The 20526-nt window shown below is 74.1% G+C and carries 16 protein-coding genes and 1 riboswitch; of the genes, 7 read left to right on the forward strand and 9 right to left on the reverse strand.

Going from position 1 to position 20526, the window contains the following annotated elements; genetic code table 11:
• Positions 1-82: 82 nt before the first annotated feature.
• Complete coding sequence (locus ACFTZC_RS39605; protein WP_382898684.1) at positions 83-769, reverse strand: O-methyltransferase; 687 nt, start codon at positions 767-769, stop codon at positions 83-85.
• 183 nt (positions 770-952) lie between these two features.
• On the opposite strand from ACFTZC_RS39605, the gene ACFTZC_RS39610 reads away from it, so the two are divergent.
• A complete protein-coding gene (locus ACFTZC_RS39610; protein WP_382898686.1) occupies positions 953-3115 on the forward strand; it encodes a bifunctional glycosyltransferase 87/phosphatase PAP2 family protein in 2163 nt (720 codons plus the stop codon).
• A gap of 71 nt (positions 3116-3186) precedes the next feature.
• Here ACFTZC_RS39610 and ACFTZC_RS39615 read toward each other — a convergent pair whose 3' ends face one another.
• From ACFTZC_RS39615 to ACFTZC_RS39635, 5 genes are read right to left on the reverse strand one after another with little or no spacing between them, the layout of a single operon-like run.
• Entirely contained in the window at positions 3187-4128 is a 942-nt protein-coding gene (locus tag ACFTZC_RS39615; RefSeq protein WP_382898687.1) for an ECF transporter S component, read from the reverse strand.
• Positions 4125-5888 (reverse strand): ABC transporter ATP-binding protein, encoded by a 1764-nt coding sequence (locus tag ACFTZC_RS39620; protein ID WP_382898689.1) that lies wholly within the window; start codon positions 5886-5888, stop codon positions 4125-4127. Before ACFTZC_RS39620 ends, ACFTZC_RS39615 begins: the two co-directional genes overlap by 4 nt.
• Positions 5885-7081 carry an energy-coupling factor transporter transmembrane component T gene (locus tag ACFTZC_RS39625; RefSeq protein ID WP_382898690.1) on the reverse strand — a complete coding sequence of 399 codons (1197 nt, stop codon included), beginning with the start codon at positions 7079-7081 and terminating at the stop codon, positions 5885-5887. The genes ACFTZC_RS39620 and ACFTZC_RS39625 overlap by 4 nt, the downstream gene beginning before the upstream one ends.
• 10 nt (positions 7082-7091) lie before the next feature.
• Positions 7092-7844 carry an SCO2322 family protein gene (locus ACFTZC_RS39630; RefSeq protein WP_382898692.1) on the reverse strand — a complete coding sequence of 251 codons (753 nt, stop codon included), beginning with the start codon at positions 7842-7844 and terminating at the stop codon, positions 7092-7094.
• Between the two features lie 11 nt (positions 7845-7855).
• Entirely contained in the window at positions 7856-9241 is a 1386-nt protein-coding gene (locus tag ACFTZC_RS39635) for a prenyltransferase/squalene oxidase repeat-containing protein (protein ID WP_382898694.1), read from the reverse strand.
• Positions 9242-9373: 132 nt separating this feature from the next.
• A riboswitch (cobalamin riboswitch) is annotated at positions 9374-9442 on the reverse strand.
• A 353-nt stretch (positions 9443-9795) separates the two neighbouring features.
• Here ACFTZC_RS39635 and ACFTZC_RS39640 point away from each other — a divergent pair.
• Complete coding sequence (locus ACFTZC_RS39640) at positions 9796-12246, forward strand: endonuclease/exonuclease/phosphatase family protein (RefSeq protein WP_382898695.1); 2451 nt, start codon at positions 9796-9798, stop codon at positions 12244-12246.
• Positions 12247-12376: 130 nt separating this feature from the next.
• Here the strand turns inward: ACFTZC_RS39640 and ACFTZC_RS39645 are convergent, their stop codons facing one another.
• Together ACFTZC_RS39645 and ACFTZC_RS39650 are read right to left on the reverse strand one after the other, a co-directional pair.
• Positions 12377-13300 carry a serine hydrolase gene (locus tag ACFTZC_RS39645; protein ID WP_382898697.1) on the reverse strand — a complete coding sequence of 308 codons (924 nt, stop codon included), beginning with the start codon at positions 13298-13300 and terminating at the stop codon, positions 12377-12379.
• Positions 13297-14250 carry a LysR family transcriptional regulator gene (locus tag ACFTZC_RS39650; RefSeq protein ID WP_382898699.1) on the reverse strand — a complete coding sequence of 318 codons (954 nt, stop codon included), beginning with the start codon at positions 14248-14250 and terminating at the stop codon, positions 13297-13299. Before ACFTZC_RS39650 ends, ACFTZC_RS39645 begins: the two co-directional genes overlap by 4 nt.
• 158 nt (positions 14251-14408) lie before the next feature.
• Between ACFTZC_RS39650 and bla the strand changes: the two genes are divergently transcribed.
• Positions 14409-15362: a class A beta-lactamase gene (gene bla / locus ACFTZC_RS39655; protein WP_382898700.1), complete on the forward strand. Its 954-nt coding sequence runs from the start codon at positions 14409-14411 to the stop codon at positions 15360-15362.
• Positions 15363-15383: 21 nt separating this feature from the next.
• Here bla and ACFTZC_RS39660 read toward each other — a convergent pair whose 3' ends face one another.
• A complete protein-coding gene (locus tag ACFTZC_RS39660; protein ID WP_382898701.1) occupies positions 15384-15779 on the reverse strand; it encodes an STAS domain-containing protein in 396 nt (131 codons plus the stop codon).
• Positions 15780-16203: 424 nt separating this feature from the next.
• On the opposite strand from ACFTZC_RS39660, the gene ACFTZC_RS39665 reads away from it, so the two are divergent.
• From ACFTZC_RS39665 to ACFTZC_RS39680, 4 genes are all read left to right on the forward strand, one after another.
• Entirely contained in the window at positions 16204-17619 is a 1416-nt protein-coding gene (locus ACFTZC_RS39665) for a glycosyltransferase family 4 protein (protein WP_382898703.1), read from the forward strand.
• Positions 17620-17698: 79 nt separating this feature from the next.
• Positions 17699-18442 (forward strand): methyltransferase domain-containing protein, encoded by a 744-nt coding sequence (locus ACFTZC_RS39670; protein WP_382898705.1) that lies wholly within the window; start codon positions 17699-17701, stop codon positions 18440-18442.
• The gene (locus tag ACFTZC_RS39675; protein WP_382898706.1) at positions 18439-19599 is read left to right on the forward strand and encodes a prenyltransferase; all 1161 of its coding nucleotides are present in this window, start codon (positions 18439-18441) and stop codon (positions 19597-19599) included. Before ACFTZC_RS39670 ends, ACFTZC_RS39675 begins: the two co-directional genes overlap by 4 nt.
• Before the next feature lie 178 nt (positions 19600-19777).
• A complete protein-coding gene (locus ACFTZC_RS39680) occupies positions 19778-20392 on the forward strand; it encodes a hypothetical protein (RefSeq protein ID WP_382898708.1) in 615 nt (204 codons plus the stop codon).
• The last annotated feature ends 134 nt before the right edge of the window (positions 20393-20526 follow it).

Genomic DNA, 20526 nt, shown 5'->3' on the forward strand with positions numbered 1-20526 from the left:
GGGGCCCCCCGGCGGGGGCGGCCCCCCCCCCCCCCCCCCCCGCGTCGACACGCCGTGGTCCTGATTCCTGGTCGCTGTTCCGTCAGGCCAGCACGCGGGCGAGCGCGAAGCCGTCGTACCCCTTGGTGCCGACCGTCTGCACCGCCGTAGCCGACAGCCGCGGGTTCTCCGCCATCGCCTCGATCATCCGCCGCGTGCCCATCACCCCGGGGTCCGTGCTGCCGGGGTCCGCGACCGCCCCGTTCCGTACGACGTTGTCGACGACGATGAGGCTGCCCGGCCGGGTGAGCTTCAGCGCCCACTCCAGGTAGTGCGGGTTGTTCTGCTTGTCGGCGTCGATGAAGACGAAGTCGAAGGGGCCCGCTCCCTCGGCCAGCAGTACCGGCAGCGTGTCCAGCGCGGCCCCGGTCCGTACCTCGGCGATCCCGTCGAGCCCGGCGTGCACCAGATTGGCGCGGGCCACCTCGGCGTGGGCCGGGTCGTACTCCAGGGAGATCAGCCGGCCGTCCCCGGGCAGCGCGCGGGCCAGCCAGATGGTGCTGTAGCCGCCGAGCGTGCCGATCTCCAGCACCGTACGGGCACCCTGGACGCCGGCCAGGAGGTGGAGCAGTTTTCCCTGGTTCGGCGCGACGGCGATGGCGGGCAGACCGGCCGCGTCACTGGCGGCCAGGGCGGTGGAAAGGGCCTCGTCGGCGGGGGCGAGGTGATCGGTGAAATAGTGGTCGACCGCGTTCCACCGTGCCTGTCGTTCCTGCTCTTCCTGTGACATGCGGGCCTCTCAATCGTTTCGGAGGTGCGTGCCGCTCCATCTTGATCGGTCGGGCAAGCCAAAACACAGGTGACAGTCAGGCGAAGAGGGGGTTGCCGTGGTCTTCTCCACGGGGCAGTGCGAGGCTCTATGCCCCAAGGACAGGGACATGGACGGCGTTTTCGGACGGAGGGTCGGCGCGGCGTGGTGAATGCAGAACACAGCGTGCGCGGCGGCGCGGCGGCAGGTACGGCGGGGACCGGTTTCGGTACGGCCCGCATCGTGCTCTGGCTGTTCGCCGCGGTGCTGGCGGTACGGCAGGCGGCGGTGGTGCTCAGACAGCCGCCCGGTGAACGGCTCACGGATCTGGAGACCTGGATCGGGGACAACGGCGTCCTGCACGTGACGGGATCTCTCTACGACACCGGGAGGTTCACCGGGACCCCGTTCGCCGGCCTGGTCCTCAAGCCCCTGGCCAGGTCTGCCGAGCAGAGCCTCGGCATCGTCTGGACGCTCGGCACCCTGCTGCTGGTGGTCGCCCTCGGCCTGGTCGTGGCCCGCCGCGCGCTGCCGGACGAACTCGCGCGCCGTGCGGGGCTGCTGGCGGCCCCCGTCGCGATCAGCCTGCTGATGCTCTCGCTGACGGTGCGCAACAGCTTCTCCCTCGGCCAGACCAGCATCATCCCTGTCCTGCTGGTACTGCTCGGCTGTTTCGCCGTACGCGGTGAACGTGCCTCCGGTGTCCTCATCGGCCTCGGCGCGGCCCTCCAGCCCGCCGTCCTGCTCTTCACACCGCTGCTGTGGCTGACGGGGCGGAAGAGGGCCGCCGTGACCTCGGCGGGGAGCTTCGCCGCGCTGACGGCGCTGGCGTGGGCCGCCATGCCGAACGACTCGTGGGCGTACTGGGTGCACCACGTGGCGGGCGCGGGGCTCGGCGAGCGCGCGGACAGCCTCGCCAACCAGTCCCTGCACGGCGCGCTGCTCAGGTTCGGCCTCGAAGGGCCGCTGGAGGTCGTCCTCGTCATCGCCCTCGCGGCGGTCGTCGCCGTCCTCGGGCTGCGCAGGGCGGCCCGCTACGCGCGCGACGGTCAGCTTCTGCTCGCCGTCGCGCTGACCGGCTGCGTCGCGATCGCGGTCTCCCCGACGGCCTGGCAGCACCAGCTGCTGTGGGTGCTGCTGGCGCTGGTCGGCCGGGTCGGCACCCGGGCCGGGGACCGGCTGGTGTGGCCCGCGGTGGTGGTGCTGGTGATGACGCTGCCGGGGAAGATGATGCTGCCCAACCTGGCGGTGCTCGCCCCGATCCGGGAGAACGTGCCGCTGGTCGCCGCGCTGGCCGCGGCCTGCGCGGTGCCGTTCCTGACCCGCGCCTCCCCGTACTTCGACCGTCCCGTCCCGACCGAGTACGCCCAGGCCGTCCCCGCGCGCTGGGGCCGGGTCCCACTGGTGCCGTTCTGGAAGCGGCTGCTCAGCCGGCCCAACCTGCTGCTCGAACTGCTCGTCATCCGCGTCGGCTACTCGGCGTACTCGCACATCCGGCTCGCCGCGACGGGCGGCCGTGAGGCGGCGGAGGAGCACGCCCGCCAGATCCACTCGATCGAGGGGGCGCTCGGGATCGACATCGAGCGCTGGGTCAACCACACGGTCGTCGACATCAAGTGGGCCGAGAACTTCTTCAACTTCTACTACACGTCGTTCCACTTCGTGGTGCCGCTGACGATCCTCGGCGTCCTGTACGCGCGCCGCCCCGCCGACTACCGCTGGGCCCGCTCCTCCCTCGGCTTCGCCACGGTGCTGGCGCTGATCGGTTTCTGGTTCTACCCGCTGGCGCCGCCGCGGCTGATGCCGGGGATGGGGTTCATCGACACGGTGCACGGGCCGCAGGACCTCACCAACCCGGACTACGGCGCGCTGACCGCGCTCACCAACCAGTACGCGGCGATGCCGTCGCTGCACTTCGGCTGGTCGCTGTGGTGCGGGGTGGTGATCGTGGTCCTCGCGCCCAAGCTGTGGATGAAGCTCCTCGGGCTGCTCCACCCGCTCTTCACGGTGTGCGCCATCGTCGCCACCGCCAACCACTGGGTGCTGGACGCGGTGGGCGGCGCGGCGGTCGTGGGCGCCGGCTTCGGGCTGACGTATCTGCTCGCCGGGCCGCGGCGGCTGCTGCCGCGGGTGGTGCCGAAGGCCGACCCGTTCCCGAGGAGCCGGGAGGCCGCGGACGACGCGACACCGGGGGGCGGGACCGGCCCCGGCGCGCCGGTGAAGGCCACGAAGGTCACGAACGCGGCGACGGCCACGAACGCCGCGGGCGCCGCGAAGACCGCGAACGCCGCGAAGACCGCGGGCGCGGCGGGCGCGGCGGGGGAGTAGCGGCGGAGGGCCCGGCGGCCGGGGCAGTACGGACGTACCCCCCCCCGGCCGCCGGGCCAGGCCCGTCCCCGCTACGGCGCCGACCCCGCTTCCGCGGCCGACCCCGCTTCCGCGGCCGACCCCGCTTCCCCGGCCGACCCCGCTTCCCCGGCCGGCTTCGCCTCCGCGGCCGGCTCCGCCGTGAAGACCGCCTCCGCCTCGAACGCCGCGCGGCGCGTCGCCCTGCGCAACGCCCTGAGCAGCGCCGGGCCGGCCGTCAGGGTGAGGACGACCGTCAGCGCCGCCCGCCCCAGGTCCCAGCCGAAGGACGTCGCCGCGCAGTACGCGAGGAAGCGCGCCAGGTTGGCCTGGACCGGGTCACCCGGGTGGAAGGAGATCCCGGAGGACAGCCCGCCGAGGTACGTCCACCCCTGGAGGTTCATGACCGTGCCGTACGCGAACGCCGCGCCCGCGCCGTACAGCGCGAGCAGCACCCACTCGGTCCGGCCGCGCAGCCGGTCCCGGTCCGGCAGCAGCCCGGCGCCCATGGTGAACCAGCCCATCGCCAGCATCTGGAACGGCAGCCAGGGACCGACCCCGCCGGTCAGCAGCGCGGACGCGAACATCGTCACCGAGCCGAGCACGAAACCGAACCCGGGTCCCAGGACCCGGCCGCTCAGCACCATCAGGAAGAACATCGGCTCCAGCCCCGCCGTGCCCGCGCCCAGGGGCCGCAGCGCGGCGCCCACGGCGGCCAGCACCCCCAGCATCGCCACCGCCTTGGCGTCCAGACCGGAGTCGGCGATGGTCGCGACGGTCACCCCCACCAGCAGCGGGAGCAGCGCGGCGAAGAGCCACGGGGCGTCGCCGGAGTGCGCGAGCCCGGAGTCGGGGCCGGCCAGCAGCGGCCAGCCGAAGGCGGCCACCCCGACCGCGCCGGTCAGGGCGAGCGCGCAGACCGCCCGCGGGCCCAGCCGTACGGCGCGTACGGTCCACCGTCCCGCCGCCCTCCCCGGGGTTTCCGGTGTCCTCATGGGCTCTCCGCCGTCCCGGCGAGTGCCGTACGCACCTGGGTCACCGTCAGCCACTCCTGGGGCGCCATGACCTTCGCGATCTGGGGCGCGAACGCGGGCGACGACATCACCACGCGGGGTGTCGGCCCGTCCGCCACGATCTCGCCGTCGGCCAGGATCACCACCCGGTGGGCGAGTTCGGCGGCGAGTTCCACGTCGTGCGTCGCCAGGACCACCGCGTGCCCCGCGGCGGCCAGTCCGCGCACCACGTCGATCAGCCGCGCCTTCGCCGCGTAGTCGAGGCCCCGGGTCGGCTCGTCCAGGAGCAGCAGCGGCGGCCGTCCCGTGAGGACCACGGCGAGCGCCAGTGCCAGCCGCTGCCCCTCGGAGAGATCGCGCGGATGCGTGGTGGCCGCGATGCCCGGCAGGAGTTCGCCGACCAGGGTCAGACAGCTGCCCGCCGGTGCGCCCGCGTCCTCGTCGGCCGCCGCGCACTCCGCGGCGACGGTGTCGGCGTACAGCAGGTCGCGCGGCTCCTGCGGCACCAGTCCGACGTGCCGGACCATCTCGCGCGGCGGCGTACGGTGCGGGGCGCGGCCCCCGACGCGTACGGTCCCGGCGGCGGGCTCGGCCGTTCCGACCAGGGCGGCGAGCAGGGTGGACTTGCCCGCGCCGTTACGGCCCATCAGGGCCACCGTCTCGCCGGGCGCGACGGTCAGGGACACCGAGCGCAGCGCCTCGGTCCGCCCGTGCCGCACGCGCAGCCCGTCGACCGCGACCGGGCCGGTGGCGCTCCGCGGCGCGCCCGAGCGGATCATGGCGTCCGACGCCCGCGCGGGGCGCCTGCGGAACAGCCCGCCGAGCCCGCCCGGCCCGCGGCGCTCCTCCGGACCCGGCGGAGATTCCGGACGGGCCGGTACGGCGACGGGAGGCGCGGCCATCGGCTCCGGTGTCGCCCCGGCCAGCCGCTCGCGCAGCCCCGCCGCGGCGCGCCGCGCGTCCCGTACGGAGAGGGGCAGCGGCTCCCAGCCGTTCAGCCTGCCGAGCGCCACCACCGGCGGCCGCACCGGCGACACCGCCATGATCCGCTCGGGCGCGCCGATCACCGGCGGCTGCCCGGCGCCCGGCAGCAGGATGACCTGGTCCGCGTACTGCACCACCCGCTCCAGCCGGTGTTCGGCCAGCAGGACCGTCGTCCCGAGGTCGTGCACCAGGCGTTGCAGCACCGCGAGGACCTCCTCGGCCGCCGCCGGGTCCAGCGCCGAGGTCGGCTCGTCCAGCACCAGCACCTTCGGGTGCGGGGTGAGTACGGAGCCGATCGCGACGCGCTGCCGCTGCCCGCCCGAGAGCGTGGCGATGGGGCGGGCGCGCAGCTCGGCCAGGCCCAGCAGGTCCAGTGTCTCCTCGACGCGGCGCCGCATCACGTCGGGTGCCAGCCCCAGCGACTCCATGCCGTACGCCAGTTCGTCCTCGACGGTGTCGGTGACGAAGTGGGCGAGGGGGTCCTGGCCGACCGTGCCGACGAGATCGGCAAGTTCCCGCGGCTTGTGGATACGCGTGTCCCGGCCGTCCACGGTGACCCGGCCGCGCAGCGTACCGCCCGTGAAGTGCGGGACGAGGCCGGAGACCGTGCCGAGGAGGGTCGACTTGCCGGCGCCGGACGGGCCGACGAGCAGCACCAGTTCGCCCTCGGGCACGGTGAGGTCGACCCCGCTGACGACGGGCGGGGCGTCCTGGCCGTCGCTCCCGTAGGAGACCGACACCCGCTCGAATCGGATCATGGCGCCGGCTCCTCGCGTCGGGGCGGTACTTCGGGCGTGGACGTGGGCGTGGACGGCGTCGTGGGCATGGGCGCCGGCGCGGCGGGTGCCACGAACGCGGGCAGCAGCCCGATCAGCACCCCCGCGGCCGGCCACAGCGGCAGCGTCGGCGCCTCCAGCGGTACGACACCGGGGTGCAGCGCCGCCGGGTCGGCGGCGCCCGCCGCGATCAGGACGCCCGCGACCGCCACGCCGGACCCGGTGACCAGCCAGGCGCGGGCGCCCCAGCGGTCCGGCCGGTAGCGGGTACGGACGGAGCCGCGCCCGCCGAGCCGCAGCCCCGCCGCCGCGGCGGCCACCCCGGCGGCCAGCAGCGGCGCCCCGTAGCCGGTGCCCGCCGTGGAGAGCAGCCCGTACACGCCCGCGCAGACGCCCAGCAGCCCGCCGAGGGTGAGCGCGGTGGTGGCGCGGCGCACGCCGGGCGGCACCGGTGCCCGGCGGCCGTACCCGCGGGCGTCCATCGACGCCGCGAGCGCCACCGACCGCTCCAACGCGCCCTCCAGGACCGGCAGTCCGACCCGGAGCACCGCCCCGACCCCGCCCGTGGACCGGCCGCGCAGCCTGCGCGCGGTGCGCAGGCGGCCGACGTCGGCGACCAGGTTCGGCGCGAAGGTCATCGCCACGACGACGGCGACCCCCACCTCGTAGAGCGCGCCCGGCAGCGACTTGAGCAGCCTGACCGGGTTGGCGAGGGCGTTGGCGGCGCCGACGCAGATCAGCAGGGCCGCCAGTTTCGCGCCGTCGTACAGCGCGAACACCACCTGCTCGGCCGTCACCCGGCCGCCGATCCGCACCCCCGCCGCCCAGTCGGGCAGCGGGACTTCGGGCAGCGTGAACAGTACGGTCGCCCCGGGAACCGGCGAGCCGAGGAAGACCGAGAACAGCAGCCGCACGACGAGCACGGCCAGCCCCAGCTTGACGAAGGCGCCGTACGAACGGGCCCAGGGCGCGTCCGTACGGCGGGCCGCCACCACGTAGCCGGCGACCCCGACGAGCAGTCCGAGCAGCAAGGGGTTGGTGGTACGGGAGGCCGCCGCCGCGAGACCGAGCGCCCAGAGCCACCAGGCCCCGGCGTGCAGGGCGTTGAAGCGGTTCGCGTGGCTCTTGGCGTCGCTCCCGGAGTGGTTTCCGCGATGGTTCCCGGCACGGCTCATGGGGGACGGCTCAGCCGCGCCGGCGGCGGGCCTGCCACAGCCCGGCGGCGGCGAGAGCGGCCACGGCGGCGATCCCCGCGAAGAGGCCGAGCGACGGACCGCCGCCCTCCCCGGGGCCGGGGCCGGAGGCTCCGGCGGACGGCGACGCCTCGGCCGGGCCCTGCCCGCTCGACGCGGGGTCGCCCGACGCCCGGTCGCTCGCTGCCGGGTCGCCCGACTCCGGCCCGTCCGAAGCCTGTTCGTCCGGCACCTGCTCCCCGCAGCCGGACTCCGGGTATCCGGAGATCGCGCAGAGCAGCGCGTCGCTGTTGTAGCGCAGCGGCTTCGCCACCGCCGCGAGGGCGTCGGCGGCGGTGGCGTCCGTGCCGACCCGCGCGCACCGCGTCAGGAGCGCGGGCGGCTCCTCGCCGGCCGGGGCGTCCGCCGCCGTACCGGGGTCGACGACGACCGCGATCCGCTTGGCGCCGTCCCGCGCCGGGGTGGCGGCACAGACCTCCGCGAACTCCGGCGCGGTGCGCGGCCGGGCCGCGTCCCCGCTGTCCGCGCTCACCGCGAAGCGGAAACCGGTGACGGTGCCGTCGGCGGGCCGGAGCACCGCCGGGCCCTGGGTCGCGTACGCCCAACTCCCGCCGGTGGCCTGCCAGAACGACCAGTAGCGGTAACCGGCGGCCTGCGCCCCGCCCGCCCCCGCGCCGAGCACGAGCCCCAGCGCCACCACCGCAGGAACGAGGACCCGCCGAAGGCCTCGCGCGACCCGCACCATGCGTGGCCGTATCACGGCTGCCGGGTCTTTCTGCGGCTGACCAGGAACCCGGTCCCGAGCGCCGCGACCACACCGATCCCGATGACCCACAGCAGCACCACGGCCCCGCCGTCGGCGATCGCGCTCTCCGCGGCGCTCTCCGCGGCGTTCCCCGGGCGCGGCTCCGGGGGCGCCACGGACTTGGGCGTGGGGCCGGTCGCGTTGAGCCGCTCCACGAGGTCGATACCGCCGAAGTTGCGCGGGTCGGTGTCCGTCGCGTACGCGGCGAAGATCAACTGGGCGTACGCGGCGGGTCCCTGCTGCTGCGCCCAGGGGCCGGAGTTCTTCTTCAGCCACTCCAGGGCGCCGGTGGCCTGGTCCCCGTAACCGGCGGCCGTCAGGGCGACCACCGCGTCCGCCGTGTTCCCGACGTCCGGCTGGGCCGCGCCGCCGTCGCCGGACTCGGCGCCGGGCAGCGGCGGCTGGTCGAGGTGGCCGGTGGCGGCGAGCGCCGAGGCGAGATAGGCGGCGCCGTTGCGGGCGGCGCGCTCCGGGGACGGCCGCGCCGAGGCGGCGGCCGGTGCACAGGTGGGCGCGGGCCCCGCCGTGACCGGCGCGCTGACCAGCCGCTTGCCGAGCCCGGCCAGGACGGCCGCGGCCGTGGCGTCGTCGTTGGCGGTCAGCCCCCCGTCCTGGTCCGGCTGGTACGCGAAGGCCCCGGCGTCCGCGCCCGACCCCGCGTCGCACGGGATCGAGAGGGCGACCAGCGCGTCGTAGGCGTCCTTGCCCTCGGTCGCCCGGGAGTCCCGCGGCACCCGCATCGAGGTGGGCCGTACCCCGGCGGAGGTCAGCGCGCCGATCACCAGGGAGGTGGAGTTGGCGTCGCTCGGCGTGCCGGGGGTGTAGCCCCAGCCGCCGTCCTTGTTCTGCGTGGCGCGCAGCCACTCCACGCTCGCCGCCATGAACGGCCGCTGGTCGCCGAGCGAGGAGAGCGCCTGGATCGCGGCCGCCGTGGAGTTGGAGTCGGTCAGGGTGTCCGCGCCGCACGGCGCGGCCGGATCGGCGCGGAACGCGGGGAACCCGCCGTCGGCGCACCGCTGCCGCTTCAGCCACCGTACGGCGTCGTCGGAGGGCCGGACGCCCGCGGCGGCCTGGCCCAGCAGGGCGAGCGACTGCCGCCAGACACCGTCGTACGTCGGGTCCTTGTCGCCGTACAGCCCGTGCGGGAGCTTCACCGACGGGGACGACGAAGGGGCCGACGAAGGGGCCGGCGACGGGGACGAGGACGAGGAAGGAGACGGGGAGGACGACGGGGCGGGAGGGCGTACGTCGCCGCCCGCGTGGGCGGCCGGGGCGAACGCGGCGCAGAGCACGGCGGTTACGGCGAGCGCCGCGGTGCAGCGGCGAACGGTGGTCATGGGCGCTGGGCCTCTCCTGCTGGAGCCGGGGACGCCAGGCACACTGAAGTACCAGACTCCGGCCTCGTAAACCTCGACGATGCCTGCCACCGGCGGTTCCGGTGGCACGAGCCGGTCACGACCGCGTACGGAGCATTCCGACTCGCCGCCGGCGAGGGCGGCTCACGGTTGCGGGTCAGTGCCGGTTTCGCACCGGCTTCCCTCCATACGGGCATGATGACGACCCGCCCACTGTACCGGCCCGCTCCGGCCGTACTCCCGGGCCCCGCCCCCGCCCCCGACCGGCCCCGTCTCCTGTCCCCACCCCTGTCCCCACCCCTGCCCCCGCCCGTCCCCGGCGCGTCACCCCGAGGGCGCTCTCCGACAAGCAGGTTAAATCCGGCGAACAGTCGGGAAACACTTGGCGCTTGATGTGTACGGCCTCTTGTTCGCCCAGCATCTACGCGCGTATCTTGAGCCGACTTTTCCGTCATGCCGCTCATCCGCGACGTCACCGAAGGAACCCACGGGGGGCCCGCCGGAAGTCGCACCCAAGCAAACAGAAAGAGCCACACGTGTCTCCCTCCATACCCCCGGCCTTCCGTGGCCGCCGCGCGAAGCTCGTCGCGCTGGCGCTCCCCGTCGGCATCGCCGGTTCCCTCGTCGTCCTGCCCTTCACCGCCCAGGCCACCCCGTCCCCGGACGCCGTGATCGCCGAGGTGTTCGGCGGCGGCGGTAACTCCGGAGCCACTCTCACCAACGACTTCATCGAGCTGGGCAACGCGGGCAACGCCGCCTTCGACCTCAGCGGCTGGTCCGTGCAGTACCTGAGCGGCTCGCCCACCGCGACCTCCAAGTGGCAGGTCACCGAGTTGACCGGGGCGATCCCCGCGGGCGGCAGCTACCTGATCGAGGAGGCCAAGGGCGCGGGCGGCGACACCGCACTGCCCACCCCGGACGCGGCCGGCACGATCGCGATGTCGGCGAGCAGCGGCACGATCGCACTCGTCCACTCCACCACCCCGCTGGCCTGCCTGACCGCCGCCGACTGCACCGCCGACGGCACGGTCAAGGACCTGGTCGGCTTCGGCACCGCCGTCGTACGGGAGAACACCCCGGCGACCGGCGCGGGCAACACCACCTCGGTCAGCAGGAACGCCGCGCTCACCGACACGGACAACAACTCCGCCGACTTCACCGGCTCCACGCCCTCCCCGCGCAACAGCGGAGGCGAGGGCGGCGGTGGCTCCGAGCCCTCCCCGACCCCGTCGCCCACCAGCACCACCCCCGGTGAGCTGCGCATCCACGACATCCAGGGCACCACCCGGATCTCCCCGCACGCCGGCACCACCGTCACCGACGTGCCCGGCATCGTCACCGCCGTGCGCGCCACCGGCTCCTCGCGCGGCTACTGGGTCCAGGACCCGAACCCCGACAAGGACCCGGCCACCAGCGAGGCCGTGTTCGTCTTCACCGGCTCCGTCACCCCGCAGGTCAAGGTCGGCGACTCGGTCCTGGTCAGCGGCAAGGTCACCGAGTACTACCCGGGCGGCGCCGCGGGCGGCAACCAGTCCGTCACGGAGCTGAGCGGCCCCACCGCCACCGTCCTGTCCTCCGGCAACGCGCTGCCGGCCGCCGAGGTCATCGACGCGACGTCGCTGCCCGAGGCGTACGCGCCCGACGCGAAGGGCGCGAACATCGAGTCGCTGGCCCTGAAGCCCACCCAGTACGCCCTGGACTGGCTGGAGTCCCGCGAGGGCATGCTGATCCGGATCAACGACAACCGCGTGGTCGGCGCCTCCAACGCGTACGGCGAGACCTGGGTCACCACCAAGCCCAAGCAGAACGCCACCCCGCGCGGCGGCACGCTCTACGGCTCCTACGACCAGCCCAACTCGGGCCGTCTGCTGGTCGCCTCGCTCACCGGCGAGAAGCTCACGGCCAACGTGGGCGACACGCTCACCGGCGCCACGACCGGCGTGCTGGACTACTCCAACTACGGCGGATACGGCCTCCAGTCCACCACGCTCGGCAAGCTGAAGTCCGGCGGCCTCAAGCCCGAGGTGGCGAAGAAGGCGAAGTCGGACGAGCTGGCGGTGGCCACGTACAACGTGGAGAACCTCGACCCGACCGACCCGCAGGCGAAGTTCGACCGGCTGGCCGAGGGCGTCGTCAAGAACCTCTCCTCGCCCGACATCGTGAGCCTGGAGGAGATCCAGGACAACAACGGCGCCAAGGACGACGGCACGGTCGCCGCCGACAAGACCCTCGCGCAGTTCATCGCGGCGATCAAGGCCGCGGGCGGCCCGGCGTACGACTGGCGCTCGGTCGACCCGCAGGACAAGGTCGACGGCGGTGAGCCCGGCGGCAACATCCGCAACGTCTTCCTCTTCGACCCGAAGCGCGTCAGCTTCGTGGACCGTCCGGGCGGCGACGCCACGACGGCCACGAAGGTCGTCAAGGCCCCCAAGACGGAGAAGGGCGGCAAGAAGGACGCCATCACCCTGTCCGTCTCCCCGGGCCGGATCAACCCCACCTCCGACGCGTGGAAGAGCAGCCGCAAGCCGCTCGTGGGTGAGTTCACCTTCCGCGGCGAGCAGGTCTTCGTCGTCGGCAACCACTTCAACTCCAAGGGCGGCGACCAGTCGCTGCACAGCCGCTTCCAGCCGCCGGTCCTCGGCTCCGAGACCCAGCGCCTGGCGCAGGCCAAGGAGGTCAACACCTTCGTCACCGGCCTGCTCGCCCAGGACAAGCAGGCCAAGGTCGTCGTCCTCGGTGACCTGAACGACTACCCGTTCTCGGCGCCCGTCGCCGCCCTCACCAAGGGCAAGGTCCTCACCGACCTGATGGACAAGCTCCCGAAGAACGAGCGCTACAGCTACGTGTACGACGGCAACTCGCAGACCCTGGACCACATCCTGGTGAGCCCGGGCGTCAAGAAGCTCGACTACGAGGTCGTCCACATCAACGCCGAGTTCGCCGACCAGGCGAGCGACCACGACCCGCAGGTGGTCCGCATCCGCTGACCCGTGGACGGTCCGCGTCGACCGGCCCGCCTGTGAGAGTGGCGTGTGAGTGCCCCGTGCGTGGGGCACTCACACGCCACACCCTTGTTCACGGCCGGGTGCTCGCGGGCCTGTGCTCATGGGCTGGTGTTCACGGTCCGGTGCGGGCCGCCGCGGCGGCCCGCAGCGCGTCCACGGCGATCCGGGCGGCGGTGCCGATGACGGCGTCGGCCGCGGGGAGCGCGGCGGCGGGGCTGGCGGCGCGGGTGAAGACGGCGACGGCGTAGCGGCCGCGGTCGGGGTACTCCACGACACCGACCTCGTTGCGGAGCGTGGGCGCGCTGCCCGTCTTCCCCGCCACGTGGACGTCGTCGAAGGGGAAACCCGAGGCCAGCCGGTGCGGCCACACCTGGAGGCCGAGCAGCCGCCGGACGGCGGCGCAGTGCTCCGGGGCGCACGCCTCGTCCCGCCAGATCGCGCCGAGCAGCCGGGTCATGTCGCGCGGGGTGCTCCGGTTGGTACGGGCCGGGTCCAGGGCCCGGAGCCGGGCGATGACCCGGGGATCGGCCAGGGCCCGCGGCCCGCCGGGCCCCGCGTCCTCCCTGATGCTCGCGACGAACGCGCCGAAACTGTGCGCCGCGTGGGTACGGGTGAGGCCCAGGCGCCGGGTGGTGTCGTTGACGGCGTCGAGCCCGACGCGCGCCAGCAGCAGCTCGGCGGCGGTGTTGTCGCTGACGGCCATCATCAGATAGGCGGCGTCCCGCAGCGAGAGCCGGGCCGGGTCGAGCATGGCGGAGAGCCCGGTGGGCCCGGCGGTACGCCCTTCCCGGGGGCACTCGGTCTGGTCGGTCAGATCCAGCTCCCCCGCCTCGGCGCGCCGGTGGAGCGCGACGAGCAGGCAGAGCTTGTGGACGCTCGCGGTGACCACCGGCTGGTCGGCGCCCACGTCGAGCCGCGCGCCGGAGTCGATGTCCTCGGCGTGCAGCCAGCCGGTGACACCCGCCTCGGCGAAGGCGGCGCGGATACGGTCGCGGGGGTGGTCCCGTGGCGGGTGGGGAGCGGGCGTCTCGGTCATATCCAGTACTCCGCCGCCGGGCGCAGATGCAGCGGTCCTGCGGGCAGGTCGGGGCCGGTGGCGGTGCGGGCCAGGGCTTCGGTGACGGTGTCGGCGAAGGCGCGGACGACGGCGTCGCCGCGTCCCCGGGGCCAGGCCGCGGAGTGGCGCCGGGCGAGCGGCGCGTCGTCCAGCGGGCGCCAGACGAGGTCCGGGTCCCCGGCGGGGTGGGCGCCGCGGGGGCCGAAGGCGACGGCGCGGCGGGACAGCAGCAGGCCCCGGGTGAAGCTGGTGCCCTGGCCGTGCCGTACCGCGGTGGGGGTGTAGCCGTGGCGGGCGCAGGTGGTCAGCAGGTCGTCGTGGACGGCCGGGGCGTGGGCGCGCGGGAAGAGGATCAGCTCGTACCCGGTGAGCGCGGCGAGCGGGACCGTGCCGAGCCGGGCGGCCGGGGCGTCGTGCGGCAGCAGGACGCCCAGCTCGTGCCGGAGCACCCGGTCCAGTTCCAGCCCGGAGACGTCGCACGGGTGGTGGATGAGCCCGACGTCCAGCTCGTGGGAGGCGAGCCGGGCGAGCTGCTCGGCGGTCGACAGCTCGTGCAGTTCCAGCTCCACACCGCCGCGGCGCTCCTGGAACCCCGCGAGGATCGCCGCGACGGTCTCGCCGGTTATGTCCGGGGGCAGGGCGGCGCGCAGCAGTCCGCTGTGGCCCTCCTGGACACGGCGCGCGGTGGCGAGCAGCGCCTCGGAGTGGGCGAGCAGCCGACGCGCGTCCTCCAGCAGGAGGGTGCCGCCCTTGGTGATCGTGACCTGCCGGCTGGAGCGCTCGAAGAGGCGTACCCCCAGCTCCCGTTCGAGACGCTGGATGCGCTGCGACAGGGGCGGCTGGGCCATACCGAGCCGCTGGGCCGCCCGGCCGAAATGTAACTCTTCGGCAACAGCCACAAAGCACTGCAGATGCCGTACCAGGTCCACGACCAGCAATCATATTGCAGATTGATCGATCCGAGATCCATATCCGACGTGGACGGGAGCGGGCGGCCGCTGGTCTGCTCCGAACACACTCAGGCACTCAGCACACACTCCGAACGCACGCGGAACACCCGCCCGAACCCACAGAAAGCAGCCGCCCCATGCGCACCCGTGTCTCCCGCCGTACCGCGCTCTCCACCCTGGCCGGCCTCGCGACCCTCCCGGTCATCGGATGCTCCACCGCCACCTCGGAGGCCGCGACGCGCACCGCGTCCGCCACCGCGACCACCCCACCCGCGCCGGCTCCCTCCCCGGCCCCGGCGGTGGACCGGCGCCGTACCGACCGCGCCTTCGGCGAACTGGAGCGGAAGTTCGACGCCCGGCTCGGGGTGCACGCGCTCGACACCGGCAGCGGACGGTACGTCAGCCACCGGCCCGACGAGCGCTTCCCGTACGCGTCCACGTTCAAGGCGCTGCTCGCCGGGGCCGTACTGGACAAGTTCTCCCCGCGGGAGATGGAACGGCGGGTGCGGTACGGCCGCGACGTACTCGTCGACCACTCGCCCATCACCGAGCAGCACCTTGACACCGGCATGACCCTGCGCGAGCTGTGCGACGCCACCGTCCGGTACAGCGACAACGCCGCCGCCAACCTCCTCCTCCCGGAGATCGGCGGCCCCAAGGGGCTGCAACACGCCCTGCGCGCCCTCGGCGACCGCACCACCCGGTGCGACCGGTACGAGACGGACCTCAGCGAGGGCACCCCCGGCGACCCGCGCGACACCAGCACGGCCCGCGCCCTCGCCACCGACCTGCGCGCCTACGCCGTCGACGACGTCCTGCCCGCCGGCCAGCGGGCCGTGCTGACGGACTGGCTCGTCCGCAACACCACCGGCGACGCTCTCATCCGCGCCGGTGCCCCGGCCGGCTGGCGGGTCGGCGACAAGACCGGCAGCGGCGGCTACGGCACCCGCAACGACATCGCCGTCGTCTGGCCCCCCGGCGCCGCCCCGATCACCCTCGCGGTCCTCTCCAGCCGGGGCATCCGGGACGCCGCGTACGACGACGCCCTTATCGCCGAGGCCGCGAAAGTCGCCCTCGACGCCTTCGCGTAGCACGCGGAACGCGCTGGGGCGTCAGCTCGCCGACGAGTCCGAGGAGCCGGACGCATCCGACGCATCCGACGCATCCGACGAGTCCGGCGCGTCCGGGGCGGTGTCGCACGGAGCCGTCAAGTGGGCGAACGTACGGGTGACGTCGAGGACCCGGCGTACCGGGGGAGAGCAGTGGAGCAGCGAGAGGTCCCCGCCCGCCCGGCGGCTCGCGCGGCGCTGGCCGAGGAGAAGGCCGAGGCCCGTGGAGTCCATGAAGGGCACCTGGCTGAAGTCCAGTTCGACGTACCGGTGCGCCAGCGGGGCCAGGGCGGCGAAGAGGTCGGGGCCGGTGTCGCAGTCGAGTTCGCCGCGGACCCGTACCAGGACGTGGTGCGGGCCGTTGACGATCTCGACGCTGAGAGGGGCGTACGGCGGCACGGCAGAGATGGGGGACCTCACTCCTCCGGTGAACGGGCGGGCGCAACGACCGAGCACGGTACACGGCCCGCTACGTGGAGTTGGCGCTTCTTCACCCGTACGCGCCCGTACGCGCTCGGGCGCGCCTGTACGCGCCGTACGTGACGTCCGCGCGCCCCCGGACGGTCCCGGCCGGCCGTCAGGTCGGGCAGCCGGCCGACCGTCGCGCGGCGCCTCCGTACCCCGCGATCGGCTTGCGGAGCGCACGGGGTGGCAGTACCGCCGTGGCACGAATCACCTGTTCCGGCCGGTACGCCGACGCTACCTGCCGGTAGATTCGTTGCCGGTGAACGGACAAGTCTGAAACTTGTTCTAGATTGTCGCCAGTGGTTTCGCTCCGGTGAATCCAGTCGACACGGAGAGCGCAGTGAGAAGGGGGCCGAGCGTGACCGCTGAGGCCATAGCGGCGGGCACCGGGCCAGGATCCGAGGACGACCGGGGCGGCGAAGGCGGCGGCAGCGGTGGGGACCGGCCGCTGAGGATCGCGCTCCTCAGCTACAAAGGCAACCCCTTCTGCGGCGGACAGGGCGTCTACGTACGCCACCTGTCCCGCGAACTCGCCCGCCTCGGCCACCGCGTCGAGGTCATCGGCGCTCAGCCCTACCCCGTACTCGACGAGGGCGTACCGCTCACCGAACTGGCCAGCCTCGATCTCTACCGGCAGCCCGACCCGTTCCGCACCCCGCGCCGCGACGAGTTCCGCGACTGGATCGACGCCGTCGAGGTCGCCACCATGTGGACCGGCGGCTTCCCGGAACCGCTGACCTTCTCACTCCGTGCCCGGCGCCATCTCGCGGCGCGCGCCGGGGAGTTCGACGTCGTCCACGACAACCAGACCCTCGGGTACGGGCTGCTCGGCGACCTCGGCGCACCGCTGGTCACCACCATCCACCACCCCATCACCGTCGACCGGCGGCTCGACCTGGACGCCGCCGAGGACTGGCGCCGCCGGGCCTCCGTACGCCGCTGGTACGGCTTCACCCGCATGCAGAAGCGCGTCGCGCGCCGGCTGCCGTCCGTCCTCACCGTCTCGGGCTCCTCCCGGCAGGAGATCACCGAACACCTCGGGGTGCCGGCGGACCGTATCGAGGTCGTGCACATCGGCGCCGACACGGAGCTGTTCTCGCCGGACCCGGCCGTCCGTGAGATACCCGGCCGGATCGTCACCACCTCCAGCGCGGACGTCCCGCTCAAGGGCCTCGTCCATCTCGTCGAGGCGCTCGCCAAGCTCCGCACCGAACACCCCGGCGCGCACCTCGTCGTGGTCGGCAGACGCGCCGAGGACGGGCCGGTCGCGCAGGCCATCGAACGGTACGGGCTCGAAGACGCCGTCGAGTTCGTCAAGGGCATCTCCGACACCGAGCTGGTCGCCCTGGTGCGCGGCGCGCAGATCGCCTGCGTGCCCTCCCTGTACGAGGGCTTCTCGCTGCCCGCCGCCGAGGCCATGGCCACCGGCACCCCGCTCGTCGCCACCACCGGCGGGGCGATCCCCGAGGTCGCGGGGGCGGACGGGGAGAGCTGCCTCGCCGTACCGCCGGGCGACGCGGGCGCGCTCGCCGCCGCGCTGGGACGGCTGCTCGACGACGCGGAGCTGCGCGCCCGGCTGGGCGCGGCGGGCCGCGAGCGGGTGCTGGCGCGGTTCACCTGGGCCAGGGCCGCGCAGGGGACGGCCGAGCTGTACCGCGAGGCCATCGCCCGGCAGGGGAAGGGGCCGACGCGGGGCGGACAGCGCCCGCGGGCCGCCGCCGTACGGGCCGGGGCGCCCCGTACCGACCTCTCCCGCGGTGGCGGGCCCGGCTGATGGCCGACCCGTACACCCGTACCCGCGTCCGCCCTCGTACCCGCATCCGTTCCCTCGACCGCGAAAGCAGGACGACCCTGTGCTGACCGTGGACTTCACCCGCTTCCCGCTCGCCGCGGGCGACCGTGTGCTCGATCTGGGGTGCGGCGCGGGCCGGCACGCCTTCGAGTGCTACCGGCGCGGTGCCCAGGTCGTGGCCCTCGACCGGAACGGCGAGGAGATCCGCGAGGTGGCCAAGTGGTTCGCCGCGATGAAGGCGGCGGGCGAGGCCCCGGCGGGCGCCACCGCCACCGCCATGGAGGGTGACGCGCTCCAGCTGCCGTTCCCGGACGCGTCGTTCGACGTCGTGATCATCTCCGAGGTGATGGAGCACATCCCCGACGACAAGGGCCTGCTCGCCGAGATGGTCCGGGTCCTGCGCCCCGGCGGCCGGATCGCGGTCACCGTGCCCCGCTACGGCCCCGAGAAGATCTGCTGGGCGCTCTCCGACGCGTACCACGAGGTCGAGGGCGGCCACATCCGCATCTACAAGGCCGACGAACTGCTCGGCAGGATGCGGGAGGCCGGGCTCAAGCCGTACGGCACCCACCACGCGCACGCGCTGCACGCGCCGTACTGGTGGCTCAAGTGCGCCTTCGGCGTCGACAACGACCGGGCGCTGCCGGTCCGCGCCTACCACAAGCTGCTGGTCTGGGACATCATGAAGAAGCCCGCCGCCACCCGGGTCGCCGAACAGCTCCTCAACCCCGTCGTGGGCAAGAGCTTCGTGGCGTACGCGACCAAACCGCACCTGCCCGACGCCTCCCCGGCGGCCGTCAAGTGACCTACCCCAGCCGCGGCTCCGCTCCCGGACCCGGGCCCGGTGCGACCGAGCACCTCGTCCTGCCCGGCGTCCTCACCGCCGAACAGGCCGCGCGCACCGTGGCCGGGATCCTCGCCGTACAGCGGCCGGACGGCGCGATCCCCTGGTTCCGCGGCCACCACCTCGACCCGTGGGACCACACCGAGGCGGCCATGGCGCTGGACGCGGCGGGCGAGCACGAGGCCGCGGCGCGGGCGTACGACTGGCTCGCCCGGCACCAGAACGAGGACGGCTCCTGGTACGCCGCCTACACCGACGGCGACACCGGCACCGGCACCGACACCGACCCCGACGGCGGTGGTGACCGCGACGGCGGGGTGAGCCGCCCCGCCGACCTGGGCCGCGAGACCAACTTCTGCGCGTACCCGGCCGTCGGTATCTGGCACCACTACCTCGCCACCGGCGACGACGCGTTCCTCGACCGGATGTGGCCCGTCGTCCACGCGGCGGTCGAGTTCGTCCTCGAACTCCAGCGGCCCGGCGGGCAGATCGGCTGGCGGCGGGAGGCGGACGGCACCCCGCTCGACGACGCGCTGCTGACGGGCAGTTCCTCCGTGCACCAGGCGCTGCGCTGTGCCCTCGCCATCGCCGACGAGCGTGAAGAGCCGCAGCCCGACTGGGAGTTGGCGGCGGGCGCGCTGGCACACGCGATCCGTGAACACCCCGAGCGGTTCCTCGACAAGAGCCGCTACTCCATGGACTGGTACTACCCCGTGCTCGGCGGCGCCGTGACCGGAGCGGCGGCCACGGCCCGGATCGAGGCGGGCTGGGAACGCTTCGTCGTCCCGGGGCTCGGGGTGCGCTGCGTCCTGCCGAACCCCTGGGTGACGGGCGGCGAGAGCTGCGAACTCGCCCTGGCCCTCTGGGTGATGGGGGAGTCCGACCGCGCGCTGGAGGTGCTCCAGTCGATCCAGCACCTGCGCGCGGAGGGCGGGATGTACTGGACGGGGTACGTCTTCGAGGGCGACGAGCGCGGCATGTGGCCGGAGGAGCTGACCACCTGGACCGCGGGTTCGCTGGTACTGGCGGTGGCCGCGCTGGGCGGCGACGAGGCGACGACCGCGGTCTTCGGCGGTGAGCGGCTGCCGCACGGCCTGGAACCGGACTGCTGCCGCTGACCCGGGCGGACGGAGCGCCGCCGGCCGGGGGAGCGCGGACCGTCACCGGCCGGAGGCGCGGACGTCACCGGCCGGAGGCGGGGACCGTCACCGGCCGGGGCGACCCGAACGGCCCACCCCGCGTGGCGGCGGGCAGGCGCGCCGGTGACGCTACAGGCAGTCTGCCAGGGAGGTTCCCATGTCCGACACCCCTCACATACGGGGCGTACCCCACGTGACGGTGCGCCGCGTCGTACTGGCTCTGCTGCTCTCCTGCGCGCTGCTGACGACCGCCGCCTGCGGCGGCGCCGCGTCCCCCCGGGCCGAGAAGCCCGCCGAAGCCATTCAGGCGGCCCCCGCCGTCGACGTGGCCGAGGCCTCGCCCACCACCTCCGCCGAGAAGCAGAAGTTCGCCAAGACCCGCTTCGTCGCCAACGCGGCCCTCGCGGCCGGTGCGACGTACCAGTGGATCGTCAAGCCGTACAAGGCGGGGAAGTTCAAGAAGGGCGCGAAGGGGCGCAAGCTCGCCCTGGTCAAGGCCGGTCTCGCCGGAGCCTTCACCTACAACCGGCTCAAGGCGGCCACCAAGAACGCCAAGGGCGACCCGCTGCTGTCCAAGGCGGTGGCACCGCTGGCGGCCGGGATCGCCTCGCTGAAGGGGCTCGCCACGAAACTCGCCAAGGGCGACGCGAGCGGCTCGGACATCAGCAACTTCCAGAAGAACATCACCGGCATCAAGAGCGCCGGTGACAGCGCGGGCGCGCCGGTGAAGGACAAGGTGCCCTCGCTGTCGCAGCTCACCAGCGGCGGCTGAACCGGCAGGGGCGGTGGAACGCGGGAGGCCCTGGTCCGGAACGCGTAGTTCCGGACCCCGGGCGCCCCCGCCGGGGCGGGGGCGCCGCGCGGGAATCCCCAGGGGGGCGGGACGGCGCCCCCGCGGCCGGCCCG

It is taken from the genome of Streptomyces sp. NPDC056987 (assembly GCF_042673865.1).
Classification (GTDB): Bacteria; Actinomycetota; Actinomycetes; order Streptomycetales; family Streptomycetaceae; genus Streptomyces.

Bases quoted from the DNA above. Each gene is read 5' to 3' on its own strand.
- ACFTZC_RS39605 (WP_382898684.1), bottom strand. From the start codon at position 769: ATGTCACAGGAAGAGCAGGAACGACAGGCACGGTGGAACGCGGTCGAC.
- ACFTZC_RS39615 (WP_382898687.1), bottom strand. From the start codon at position 4,128: ATGAGGACACCGGAAACCCCGGGGAGGGCGGCGGGACGGTGGACCGTA.
- ACFTZC_RS39620 (WP_382898689.1), bottom strand. From the start codon at position 5,888: ATGATCCGATTCGAGCGGGTGTCGGTCTCCTACGGGAGCGACGGCCAG.
- ACFTZC_RS39625 (WP_382898690.1), bottom strand. From the start codon at position 7,081: ATGAGCCGTGCCGGGAACCATCGCGGAAACCACTCCGGGAGCGACGCC.
- ACFTZC_RS39630 (WP_382898692.1), bottom strand. From the start codon at position 7,844: ATGGTGCGGGTCGCGCGAGGCCTTCGGCGGGTCCTCGTTCCTGCGGTG.
- ACFTZC_RS39635 (WP_382898694.1), bottom strand. From the start codon at position 9,241: ATGACCACCGTTCGCCGCTGCACCGCGGCGCTCGCCGTAACCGCCGTG.
- ACFTZC_RS39645 (WP_382898697.1), bottom strand. From the start codon at position 13,300: ATGACCGAGACGCCCGCTCCCCACCCGCCACGGGACCACCCCCGCGAC.
- bla (WP_382898700.1), top strand. From the start codon at position 14,409: ATGCGCACCCGTGTCTCCCGCCGTACCGCGCTCTCCACCCTGGCCGGC.
- ACFTZC_RS39680 (WP_382898708.1), top strand. From the start codon at position 19,778: ATGTCCGACACCCCTCACATACGGGGCGTACCCCACGTGACGGTGCGC.